A 12168-nucleotide genomic window follows, 5' to 3' on the forward strand; every position below is an offset into this window, starting at 1 on the left:
GATTCGTTGATTCATGGGGGACTCTTGGTTCCAGGGCATGATCAGATACCTCCTGACCATGCGTATTAACCTGTAAACCATGTCCCCGGTTAGAAATGTAAACGATGTCCCCGGTTTGTACCGGGACAAGCCCCCTCGCCACTGGGCAGTGTCCGGTCGAAACGGGCGCCTTACTCTTCTTTGTGTGGGGATTAACCATGTATCCACGTCTTTTCCTGGCCGCCACCCTGGCGGCCGGCACCCAGGCTTATGCGCAAGAAAACGCCCAGGCCAGCGCTCCAGGCTTTATCGAAGGCAGCAGCCTGGACCTGAACCTGCGTCACTACTATTCCAACCAGCACACCCAACGCAGTACTTACCTGAGCATCAAGAAACCCGGCGGCATCCAACCCACCCGCGTGCGCGAAACCTGGGTGCAGACCGCCATGCTCAAGTACAGCTCTGGCTACACCCAGGGTGTGATTGGCGTGGGGGTGGATGTAGGGGTGTTCAGTGCGGTCAACCTGCAGCGCGGGCATGGCAAGGTGGCCAATGGCGGCGACCGCGTGCTGGTGGACAGCGACGGCGATGCGATCCCGACCTGGAGCCGGCTGGGGGTGGGTGATGTGCGGTTTCGCCTGTCCAACACCGAGCTCAAGGCCGGACGCCTGATGACCGAAAACCCGATCCTGCGCTACAAGGACAACCGCGCCCTGCCCTCAAGCTTCCAGGGCGTGGGCCTGTACAGCAACGAACTGGACTGGCTGTCGGTCCAGGGCGGCAGCTTCGATCGGGCCATCCCGCGCACCGGTACCGGCGCCGAGCGCCTGACCACCACCTTCGGCAACCGCGCCTACAGCGGCGCACGCATCAGTTACCTGGGGGCCACGCTCAAGCCGGGCTACGGCCTGGAAGCCAGCCTCTACGGCTCACGCTTCGAGGACATGTGGGACCAGTACTACCTGGGGTTGACCCATCGCGTCGGCGACAAAAACGCAGTCGCCCTCAAGACCGCCCTGCACTACTACCGCACCCAGGATTCCGGCCAGCAACGCCTGGGCTATATCGACAACGACGCCGCCAGCCTGGCCGTGACCGCCAACCACCAGGCCCACAGCCTGACCCTGGCCTGGCAACAGGTGTTCGGCAACGAGTACTTCGACTATGTGTGGGAGTCCACCGGCAACTACATGGCCAACTCGCTGTACTCGGACTACAACGGCCCCAACGAAAAATCCTGGCAACTGCGCTACGACCTCGACCTCGCGGCCTACGGCGTGCCCGGCCTGACTGCGAGCCTGTGGCACGCCAAGGGCTGGGGCATCGACGGCACGCACTACGAGGGGGATCGCAACGGCCACAACACCGGCTACAACGTGCGCGGCCTGGACAACGCCAAGCACAATGAAAACGGCTTGATGCTGGCCTATGTGGTGCAATCCGGGAAGCTGAAAAACTCGGTCCTGCGCACCATCGTCTACAACCACCGCGCCAGCGGCGGGCAGATCGATGGCAGCTACGACGAATTCAGGATCGTCGGTAACTTCCCCATCAACCTGTTCTGATCCCGCCCGTCGGCACAAGGCAATGCCGACGGGCAATATTCAGAATTCTTACACCTTGTATGCGACTGCTCCGGCATTGGCTCGCCGCCGCCCTTGGTAAAAAGCCTGTCCCTACGGACGGTTACCCAGGAACGCGGATGAAACCTTTGAAAGCAGCAGCGCTTTGCGTCATCAGTGGATGGATGATGCTCTTGAGTTCACCCGGCCATGCAGCACCGCCGGGTATCGAATGGCTGGTCGATTGCCCACGCCTGCCCGGGCAGGCCCTTGATCATGAGGTGGTGGCCCGCACCCAATGCGGCATCGTCACCGTGCCACAGGACCATCAGGCAGCGGACGCACGTACATTGCGCCTGACCATCACCCGGGTCGGGGCACTGCAGCCACTGGAGCGCCGGGGGGTGATCTTCGCCCGCCCGGCCGCTGCCCAGGCGAATTTGCGCGGGGTGTTCGCCGTGCATCTGGCGACAGTCTGGAAGTACGAAAACACCGAGACATACCGCACGCTGACCCGGTTCTACGATGTCATCGAGTTGAGCCCGCGCAACAGCCGTAATGCGCTGGCCAGCGAGCAAGCGGCCTGGGACATGGAGTTCGTGCGCCAGCAATTGGGTGAGCAACGCATCAACTTCGTGGGCATCGCCCAGGGCAACCTGCTCGGTGCGGGATACGCCCAATTGTTTGCCGATCGAGTCGAGCGCATGGTGCTGATCGAGCCCGCCGGGAGCGCCGCCCAGGCCTTCGCGGCACAGCCCGCCACCCTGCGGCTCAAGGGGCCGTATCTACAGAGCCCAACCACCGATGCCAGCCAGTGCGTAAGCCGCTGGGTCGGCACCTACCTGGCCCACGGCAGGCAGCCACCCGCGTCGAGCAGTTGCCTGGTCGACTGAAACCTCAGTCCACCAGCGCGCAACGCTGCATCGCGCTGGCCAGCATCTCCTGGCACTTGAGCACCGCCACTGAGCGCGGTCGATTGCGGTAGCCGCACAGGTCGATGCGAATCCGCCCCAGATGTTCATCGGCAATCGGCACGGCTACCAGGCCATCGCCCAGGTCGCGGGCGTCGGCATCCACCTGGGGCAGGATCAACACCGCCGCCCGTTGTCGGGCCAGGCTTTTTTGTACCTCCAGAGAGCTGGTGGTGAACACCGGCTGGATCGTCACCCCTCGCTTTTTCGCCGCAGCTTCCAGGGCCTGGCGCACGCCGTAGGCCGAGTCGGGGATGGCCAGGGGCTGGCCTTCAAGCTCGCGCAGTTCAATGCTGTCGCGCTGGGCAAAAGGGTGTTCGGCACTGACCAGCACCCGGTGCCACAGCTCGCATTGCGCGGTGACTTCAACATCGGCCCGCTCCTGCAGATAGAACGCCAGGCCCAGGTCGGCCTCGCCGCTGCACAGTGCATCGAGGGTGGCCGAAGCGCTGGCGATCACAATATTGAACGTGACCTTGGGATGGGCGCGGTAGAACGCCGCGAGCACCGGCGCCAACACCGTGGAAACGATACTTTCTGACACATGGATACTGATGTTACCCGCCACCTGGCTTTGCCGGCTGGCGATCACATCGCGCACCTGATCGAGGCCGCGCAGGGTGCTGGTGACCTGCTCGGCCAGGCATTCGCCCTCTACCGTCAGGCGGATGCCACGCGGGCCGCGCTCAATCAGGGCGGCGCCAAAGAAGTGTTCCAGGTGCTCGATCTGCCGGCTGACGGCAGTGGGCGTGACGTACAAACGCTCGGCCGCCTTACGCAACGAGGCGCAACGCGCCACCTCGTGAAAATACCGCAAGGCTCGTAATTGCATGGTCGGTGGCTCCTGCACAAAGACTGGAGCGCTAAGGCACGCAATTACTGCGCCAGGCTCGATCTGCCTAACTCCACAACTCAACTGTGGGAGCTGGCTTGCCTGCGATAACGCTGGGTCAGGCAATATTTTCTCAGTTGATAAACCGCTATCGCAGGCAAGCCAGCTCCCACAGTTGATTTGAGTTGGCCTGCTAGTCCAAAGGTGGTTTACGACCTGTTTTACCTGAAAACGACCCCTGCCGTTGACGCCCCTGCTCAACCCCTATTAAGTGCTATTTATCCGCATTAATACGATAAATAGAAAATCATGCTCAGCCGACCCCTGCGACGCAAACGCCAGAAGCTTTCCGATGTGATTGTCGAGTCGGTCAAGCGCTCGATCGTCACCGATGCGCTGAAGCCCGGCGACCGCTTGCCCACCGAGCGCGAGCTGATGGAGAGCTTCCAGTGCTCCAAGGGCTCGGCCCGCGAAGCGCTCAAGGCCCTGGAAGTCGAAGGCCTGGTCAGCACCCGCACCGGCCCCACTGGCGGGGCCTACCTGAACCAGGCCGGCACCGAACCGGCCAGCCGCGCCTTGCGCAACTACCTGCACTTCCAGCACCTGGATGGCGAGCAGGTGTACCAACTGCGCAAGGTGATCGAGGTGGAACTGGCGGTGTCGGTGCTGGGGCGCTTGAGCGAGGACGACTATCGCGCCCTGCAAGACAACGTGGATTTTTGCAGCGCCCCGGAAGACAGCGAGGCCGGCCAGCGTGAGCAACGCCTGGCGGAGCTGGAATTCCATAACCTGCTGGCCAGAGCCTGCCCCAACCCGCTGCTGAGTTTCATGGCGCAGTTCCTCAACGACCTGCTGCGCGACCTGGTGGTGCTGAAAAAAGCCTACAAGCCCAAGCGCAAGCAGTTCGACGCGGCCAACCTGGACTATCACAAGCAACTGCTGAGCGCCTTTCGCGCCGGCGATGAAGCGGCCGTGCGCAGCCTGATGCATGAGCACATGTGCGACGCCGAACACCACATGACCGCGCTGGAAGGCCAGGTCAGCCCACACTTTCTACTGGAGTTCGATCACTCCTGAACACACCAAAAATCCAATGTGGGAGCGGGCTTGCTCGCGAATGCAGTGGGTCAGCGATGGATGTGTCAACTGATACGCCGCATTCGCGAGCAAGCCCGCTCCCACATTCGGACCGTGTTTCACTTCAATAAAAAAGGCCTGCCCACAGGCCGTGCTCCACCGTATCGCCATTGCCACTCCTGCCAATAACTAAACCAGGGAGTCACCCCATGCAGCGTCGTACGTTGTTGAAAGCCAGCCTCACCGCCGCCGCCGCGCTCAGCCTTCCGCTGGGCGTACGCAGTGCATTCGCCGCCGAACCGTTTACCTTTTACGGCCTCAAGTCCATGTCTGGTGCGTTTGCCAGTTATGGCAAATTTGCCGACATGGGTTCACGCCTGGCCGTGGCGCAGTACCCGGACTTGTTGGGGCGCCCGTTGAACTACAAGGTGATCGACACCGAAGGCAACGCCGGCAAGGCGGTGCGCAAGGTCCAGGAGGCGATTGGCCAGGATGGCGCGCGGTTCTTCCAGGGCTGCACCCTGTCGTCCTCGGCGCTGGCGGTGGCCAAGGAAGTGTCCAAGGTCGGCGGTGTATTCATGACCCCGGTGGGCGCCGATGAAGTCACCGGCAAGGACTGCAACAGTGCGACTTTCCGCTGGTCGGTGCCCACCTATGGCGCGATCCGCGAAACCGTGGTGCCGCTGATCAAGCTGCTGCCGGACGCCAAGCGCTGGTACACCATCACCCCGCAATACGTGTTCGGTGAAGCCCTGCTTGAAGGCGCCAAGGCGGTGCTGGCCGAGAACGGCCTGGAACATGTGGGCAACAGCTATCACTCGTTGCAGGAGCAAGAGTTCTCCGGCTACCTGACCAACGCCATCGCCGCCAAGCCTGACGTGCTGGTATTGCTCAACTTCGGCAGCCAGTCGTCCAACACCCTGCGCCAGGCGGTGAACTTCGGTATCAAGGAGCGCATGAAAGTGCTGCTGGTGTGGTCCGCCGGCCTCGACCAGTTCCAGGAACTGGGCAGCGATGTGCTCGAAGGTGTGTACCTCGGCGCGCAGTATTGGCACCAGGTCGACACCCCGCTCAACCGCGAGCTGGTCAAGCTGACCCAGGCCAAGTACGGGATCAACCCCACCTACCCGCTGGCCGCCGATTACATCAGCACCAAGGTCATGCTCGACACCATCAAGGCCACCGGCAGCTTCGACGGCCCCACGGTGGCCAAGGCCATGCAGGGCCTGAGCTACGACGGCCCGACCGGCAAGGAAACGATCCGCGCCGGCGACCACCAGGTGATCAAGGATTACTACCTGCTGGTGGGCAAGACCGCAGGCGACATGGCCGACAAGGACGACCTGGCCAAGGTGCTCAGCGCCGGCCAGTCGTTCCCACCGGTAGAAGCCACGGGCTGCACGCTCGGCTGATCCGCCCACTTTCACCGGTAATACACGACAGGGCCGTTGACCACGGCCGCCTGTTGGAGGGTTCCTGCATGCTCAATCTTTATCTGTTCCAGATTCTCAACGGCCTGGGCCTGGGGATGATCTACTTCCTGATCGCGGTCGGGTTGACCATCATTTTCGGCCTGCTGAACTTCGTCAACTTCGCCCACGGCGCGTTTTTTTTGCTGGGGGCGTACATCTGCTACACCGCCGTCAGCCTCACCGGCAGCTTCTGGCTGGCCCTGCTGATCGCGCCCCTGGTGGTGGCCGCACTGGCGTGGCTGATCGAGCGATTATTGATCCAGCGGATCTACCACCTGCCGCATATGTTCCAGATCCTCGTGACCCTGGGTATCGCGCTGATCATCCAGGAAGCCAGCGTGATGATCTGGGGCCCGGTGGGCAAAAGCGTCGCCGTCCCGGAATTGCTGCGCGGGGTGTTGGTGGTCGGCGACTTTGTGTACCCCTACTACCGCCTGTTTTTGATTGTGTTCTCGGGGCTGGTGGGCCTGGGCCTGTGGCTGCTGCTGGAGCGCACACGCTTTGGCGCCCTGGTACGGGCCGGCAGTGAGAGCACCGAGACCGTATCGCTGCTGGGCACCAATATTTTCCGCCTGTTCTCCATGACCTTCGCCCTCGGCGTGGCCCTGGCCGGCATCGCCGGCGTGTTGTTTGCGCCCTTGCGCGGCGCCCAGCCTTTTGTCGGTCCGGAAATCCTCGGCATCGCCTTCGTCGTCGTGGTGATCGGCGGCATGGGCTCGTTCGGCGGCGCCCTGGTGGGCGGCCTGCTGGTGGGCGTGGTGCAGAGCCTGATGACCACACTCTGGCCCCAAGGCGCGAGCCTGATGATCTACGGCGCCATGGCCGTGGTGATTCTGGTGCGCCCTTACGGCCTGTTCGGGAGAGTCTGACATGAGCGAGAAAAATCCCCTGCCGTTTGCCAAGACCCAATCCAAGGCCATGTTGCTGTGGGTGTTGGCGGTGCTGATCGGCCTGCCATTGATATTGCCCTCGGCGACCCTGGCCACCGAGATCCTGATCTTTGCCCTCGCCGCCCTGGCCTGCAACCTGTTGCTGGGCTACACCGGGCTGCTGTCGTTCGGTCAGGGCATCTTCTTCGGCGCCGGTGCCTATTGCGCGGCACTGTTGATGATCCACCTGCAACTGGGCCTGTTCAGCGCGCTGCTCGGCGCAGCGCTGGCCGGTGGGTTCCTGGCGTTCCTGGTGGGCGCCCTGGCGATCCGCCGCACCGGTATCTACTTCGTGATGCTGACCCTGGCCTTCAGCCAGATGGCCTACTTCCTCGCCTACACCCTGAGCGACTGGACCGGTGGCGACAACGGCCTGCTCAGCGTGCCACGCCCGGAAATCCGCATCGGCGACACGGTACTGCTGTCCCTGGCCGACGCCCGGGTGTTCTACGGTTTTGTCGCGGTGCTGTTCCTGCTGATCTTTATCGGCGCACGCCGGGTGATCGCCTCGCCGTTCGGCAGCACGCTGATGGCGATCCGCGAAAACGAAACCCGCGCCTCGGCCATCGGCTACGACACGCGCCACTTCAAGATCCTGGTGTTTGTGCTGTCGGGCGCTGTCACCGGGATTGCCGGGGCGCTGTACGCCATGCTCCTGCACTTTGTGCCGCTGTCCAATATCGACCTGGTGATGTCGGAGAACATCCTGATCATGACCATCGTCGGCGGTACCGGCTCGCTGTTCGGCTCGTTGCTGGGTGCCGGTTCCATCGTGCTGCTGGGGGATTTCCTGTCCGACCTGTGGCCGCGCTGGCTGATGCTGCTGGGCGTGATCCTGATCCTGGTGGTGATCTTTATGCGCGGTGGTTTGTGGGGCGGCCTGTCGTCGCTGTTTGACCGTGTGCGGGGTAGCCGCAAGGCCGCCGTCGTGACCAAGGAGGAGCTGCTATGAGCATCCTGTTGGAAACCAAAGACCTGGAACTGGCCTACGGCGCCTTCCATGCCGTCAACGGCGTCAACCTCAAGGTCGAAGCCGGCACCATCCACACCATTATCGGCCCCAACGGCGCCGGCAAGACCAGCCTGTTTCACTGCCTGACCGGCGAGCGCCAGGCTACGGCCGGCGCGATTCATTTCGACGGCCAGAACCTGATGCGCAAACCGGCCCACGGCCGCGTGGGCCTGGGCATGGCCCGTTCGTTCCAGCTCACCAGCCTGTTCCAGAACCTCAGCGTGCGCGAGAACCTGCGCCTGGCCGCCCAGGGCCGCGACGGCGTGCGCGCCCTGAACTTCTGGCGCCGCGTCGACAGCCAGCGCGAGCACCTGGAAATGGCCGACCAGGTCCTGGAACGCCTGCAACTGACCGCCCGCGCCGAAACCCTGGCCGGTGAGTTGTCCCACGGCCAGCAACGGGTGCTGGAAGTCGGGATGTCGATCTGCTCGCGACCCAAGCTGTTGATGCTCGACGAACCCACCTCGGGTATGGGCATCGACGATATTCCGATCATGACCCAACTGATCAGCGACCTGGGCCGCGACCACACCGTGCTGTTGATCGAGCACAACATGAGCATCGTCATGTCCATCAGCCAGCGCATCACCGTGATGAGCCACGGGCAGATCCTGGTGGAAGGCACGCCGCAATTCGTACGCGCCGACGAGCGCGTGCGCACTGCTTACCTGGGAGAGGCCGCCTGATGCTGACCGTCGACAATATTCATTCCTACTACGACAAGAGCCACGTCCTCGAGGGCGTGTCCCTGACCGTCAACCCCGGCGAACTGGTGACCCTGCTCGGCCGTAACGGCGCGGGCAAGACCACCACCCTGCGCAGCATCCTGGGGATTATCTGCCCGCGCCAGGGGCAGATTCATTTCAACGGCAAACCGCTGGTGGGGCAGAAGATCTTTGAAATCGCCCGCCAGGGGTTGGCGCTGGTCCCCGAAAACCGCGGGATTTTCCGTTTGCTCACCGTGGAAGAAAACCTGCGCATCGCCGTGCGCAAGACCAGCCGCTGGCAGATGGAAGACGTGTACGCGATGTTCCCGCGCCTCAAGGAGCGGCGCAAAAACGCCGGCCATGCATTGTCCGGTGGTGAGCAGCAGATGCTCGCCATCGCCCGCGCCCTGCTCAACGACCCCAAGCTGCTGATCCTCGACGAACCCACCGAAGGCCTGGCCCCGGTGATCGTCGATGAACTGGTGAAGATTCTGCGCAAGATCAAGGACGACGGCCTGCCGGTGCTGCTGGTGGAGCAGAACCTGTTGGTCTGCGACAAGCTTGCCGACCGCCACTACGTGCTCGAACAGGGCCGCGTGGTCTACGAAGGCAGCGCCGAGGCCTTTCGCGCCGACCCGACGATCAAGAACCGCTACCTGGCCCTGAGTGCCTGACCGGAGACTGCTGATGAATAGTTTTGCGCAACCGCTCAAGAGCAACGCCCCGCTGATCAACCGCGACCGCCTGTGGCAATCCTTGATGGACCTGGCCCAGCTCGGCGCCACGGCCAAGGGCGGCGTGTGCCGCCTGGCCCTGACCGACCTGGATCGCCAGGCCCGCGACCTGTTTGTGCAGTGGTGCGAGGCCGCCGGCTGCAGTGTCAGCGTGGATGCCATCGGCAATATCTTTGCCCGTCGCGCCGGACGTAACCCTGACCTGCCACCCGTGATGACGGGCAGCCATATCGACACCCAGCCCACCGGCGGCAAGTTCGATGGCTGCTATGGGGTGATGGCCGGCCTGGAAGTGATCCGCACCTTGAATGACTTGGGCCTGCAAACCCAGGCGCCGATTGAAGTGGTGGTGTGGACCAACGAGGAAGGCTCGCGCTTCCCGCCGTGCATGATGGGTTCCGGGGTGTTTGCCGGCAAATTCGACTTGCAGGAGACCCTCGACAAACAGGACGAGCAAGGCCTGTCGGTGGGCGCCGAGTTGCAGCGCATTGGCTACGCCGGCCCGCGTGCGGTACTTGGGCACCCGGTGGGCGCCTATTTCGAGGCGCATATCGAACAGGGTCCGGTGCTTGAAGATCAGGCCATCACCCTTGGCGTGGTCATGGGCTGCCTGGGCCAGAAGTGGTTCGACCTGACGTTCACCGGCGTCGAGGCCCACGCCGGCCCGACGCCGATGCGCCTGCGCAAGGACGCCCTGGTGGGCGCCGCGCAGGTGGTCAGCGCGGTCAACCGGATTGCCCATGAACAACAACCCCACGCCTGCGGTACCGTCGGCTGCCTGAGCCTGCATCCGGGCTCGCGCAACGTGATTCCCGGCCAGGTGCAGATGACCATCGACCTGCGCCATCTGCATGCCGACAAGCTGCAAGCGATGGTGGATGAAGTGCGTGAGGTGATCGAGGCCACGGCCAAGCAGCATGGCCTGAGCTATGAACTGACGCCCACCGCGGACTTCCCGCCGCTGGACTTTCATCCTTCTTGCGTCAACGCCGTGCGCGATGCGGCCAGTGTGCTGGGCTTGAGCCATATGGATATCGTCAGCGGCGCCGGGCACGACGCGATTTTTGTCGCCGAACTGGGCCCGGCCGGGATGATTTTTGTACCGTGCGAAGGCGGCATCAGCCACAACGAAATCGAAAACGCCGCGCCGGATGACCTGGCCGCCGGCTGCGCGGTGTTGCTGCGGGCCATGGTCAATGCAGCCCAGGGAGGTGATGCGGCATGACTGATATCGCCAACCTGACGGCCGTGGATCTGCTGGCGCGCTACCGGGATAAAAGCCTGTCGCCGGTGGAAGTGACCGAGGATACGTTGCTGCGCATCGAACGCTACAACCCGGTGGTCAACGCCTACTGCCATGTCGACCCCGAAGGCGCCTTGAACGCCGCGCGGGCCTCGGAACAACGCTGGTTCAAGGGCCAACCTTGCGGCGCATTGGACGGCGTGCCGGCGTCGATCAAGGACTTGACCCTGACGGCGGGCATGCCCACGCGCAAGGGCTCACGCACCTCATCCGCCAGCGGGCCGTGGGACGTCGACGCACCATTCTCGGGGTTTATGCGCAAGGCCGGCGCGGTGCTGCTGGGCAAGACCACCACCCCGGAATTCGGCTGGAAAGGCGTCACCGACAACCCGCTGTACGGCATCACCCGCAACCCCTGGGACACCCGCACCACGGCGGGCGGTTCATCCGGCGGCGCGGGCGCGGCGGCAGCACTGAACCTCGGCGTGCTGCACCAGGGCAGCGATGCCGGGGGCTCGATCCGCATTCCCTGTGCCTTTACCGGCACCTTCGGCATCAAGCCGACCTTTGGCTACGTGCCGCAATGGCCGGCCAGTTCGATGACGATCCTCTCGCACCTGGGACCGATGACCCGCACCGTGGAAGATGCCGTGCTGATGCTGCAAACCGTGGCGCAACCGGACGCCCGGGACGGCCTGATTGGCGCCCCGCGCAGCACGCCGTGGCTCACACCCGGGACGGACCTGAAGGGACTGCGCATCGCCTACAGCCCTGATTTTGGCTACGTGAACGTCGATCCGCAGGTGGCCAAGGTGGTCGCGCAGGCAGTCGCGGGCCTGGTGCAACTCGGGGCGCATGTGGAACAGATCGACCCGGGGTTCAGCGACCCGCTGGAGGTGTTCAACACCCTGTGGTTCGCCGGCGCGGCGCGCCTGACCGGGCAACTGACCGGCGCCCAGTGCGACCTGCTCGACCCCGGCCTGCTGCGCATTGCGCAACAGGGCGAACGCCTCAGCCTGGACGACTACACCGCCGCCCTGGAAGCACGGGCGGCATTGGTGGCGCGCATGGCGGCGTTCCATGAGCACTACGACATACTGGTCTCGCCGATGCTACCGATCACTGCCTTTGACGCGGGGCACAACGTACCACCGGGCTCGGGGCTGGGCGAATGGATGGAGTGGACGCCGTTCAGCTACCCCTTCAACCTCACCCAACAACCGGCGGCCTCGGTACCGTGCGGGTTGGCGGCCAATGGCTTGCCGGTGGGCTTGCATGTGGTGGGGGCGCGGTTTGCCGATGAGCAGGTGCTGCGGGTGTGCCAGGTATACGCTCGGGCATTTCCGACCCAGCACTTGCAGGTGCCGAAAGACTTGGGGTGAGACCCGGTCTGATGTGGGGGGTTGGATTGCCTGCGATGGGCATGGTGGTGTACATATCCGTTGCTGCGGTCACGGCGGCTTAGGGTTCCGCCCTGACGGCGGGTCACTTTCGAAGAGCGCGAAAGTAACCAAAGCGCTCTTGCCCCACCACTCGGTGCCTCGCCTAGGCTCGGCATGCCCGCAGTCAGGCATTGCTCCGTGGGCCCGCCGCGATCGGCCATCCATGGCCGTGTCGCGGCTACCCCGGCATCCTGCCGGGGTGCCCACT

At 63.7% G+C, this 12168-nt stretch carries 11 protein-coding genes; 10 read left to right on the forward strand and 1 reads right to left on the reverse strand.

Features of this window, described 5'->3' with window-relative positions; all coding sequences use genetic code 11:
- The first annotated feature begins 197 nt into the window (after positions 1-197).
- On the forward strand, positions 198-1544 hold the full coding sequence (locus FIV38_RS29440; protein WP_092238642.1) for an OprD family outer membrane porin: 1347 nt from the start codon (positions 198-200) through the stop codon (positions 1542-1544).
- A 137-nt stretch (positions 1545-1681) separates the two neighbouring features.
- Positions 1682-2434 (forward strand): alpha/beta fold hydrolase, encoded by a 753-nt coding sequence (locus tag FIV38_RS29445; RefSeq protein ID WP_092238639.1) that lies wholly within the window; start codon positions 1682-1684, stop codon positions 2432-2434.
- 4 nt (positions 2435-2438) lie between these two features.
- Here FIV38_RS29445 and FIV38_RS29450 read toward each other — a convergent pair whose 3' ends face one another.
- Complete coding sequence (locus FIV38_RS29450) at positions 2439-3344, reverse strand: LysR family transcriptional regulator (RefSeq protein WP_032863678.1); 906 nt, start codon at positions 3342-3344, stop codon at positions 2439-2441.
- A 309-nt stretch (positions 3345-3653) separates the two neighbouring features.
- On the opposite strand from FIV38_RS29450, the gene FIV38_RS29455 reads away from it, so the two are divergent.
- The 8 genes from FIV38_RS29455 (at position 3654) to FIV38_RS29490 (ending at position 11900) form a co-directional block, all read left to right on the forward strand.
- Entirely contained in the window at positions 3654-4421 is a 768-nt protein-coding gene (locus tag FIV38_RS29455; RefSeq protein ID WP_029293293.1) for a FadR/GntR family transcriptional regulator, read from the forward strand.
- A gap of 209 nt (positions 4422-4630) precedes the next feature.
- Complete coding sequence (locus tag FIV38_RS29460; protein WP_092238636.1) at positions 4631-5833, forward strand: ABC transporter substrate-binding protein; 1203 nt, start codon at positions 4631-4633, stop codon at positions 5831-5833.
- A gap of 68 nt (positions 5834-5901) precedes the next feature.
- Positions 5902-6762 (forward strand): branched-chain amino acid ABC transporter permease, encoded by an 861-nt coding sequence (locus tag FIV38_RS29465; RefSeq protein ID WP_029293289.1) that lies wholly within the window; start codon positions 5902-5904, stop codon positions 6760-6762.
- A gap of 1 nt (position 6763) precedes the next feature.
- A complete protein-coding gene (locus FIV38_RS29470) occupies positions 6764-7774 on the forward strand; it encodes a branched-chain amino acid ABC transporter permease (protein ID WP_070996181.1) in 1011 nt (336 codons plus the stop codon).
- Entirely contained in the window at positions 7771-8520 is a 750-nt protein-coding gene (locus FIV38_RS29475; RefSeq protein WP_029293285.1) for an ABC transporter ATP-binding protein, read from the forward strand. The genes FIV38_RS29470 and FIV38_RS29475 overlap by 4 nt, the downstream gene beginning before the upstream one ends.
- A complete protein-coding gene (locus FIV38_RS29480; RefSeq protein ID WP_029293283.1) occupies positions 8520-9215 on the forward strand; it encodes an ABC transporter ATP-binding protein in 696 nt (231 codons plus the stop codon). Before FIV38_RS29475 ends, FIV38_RS29480 begins: the two co-directional genes overlap by 1 nt.
- 13 nt (positions 9216-9228) lie before the next feature.
- Positions 9229-10500: a Zn-dependent hydrolase gene (locus tag FIV38_RS29485; protein WP_092238633.1), complete on the forward strand. Its 1272-nt coding sequence runs from the start codon at positions 9229-9231 to the stop codon at positions 10498-10500.
- Positions 10497-11900 (forward strand): amidase, encoded by a 1404-nt coding sequence (locus tag FIV38_RS29490; protein ID WP_092238629.1) that lies wholly within the window; start codon positions 10497-10499, stop codon positions 11898-11900. The genes FIV38_RS29485 and FIV38_RS29490 overlap by 4 nt, the downstream gene beginning before the upstream one ends.
- Positions 11901-12168 lie beyond the last annotated feature (268 nt).

The sequence above is a fragment of the Pseudomonas proteolytica genome, assembly GCF_007858275.1.
Classification (GTDB): Bacteria; Pseudomonadota; Gammaproteobacteria; order Pseudomonadales; family Pseudomonadaceae; genus Aquipseudomonas; species Aquipseudomonas proteolytica.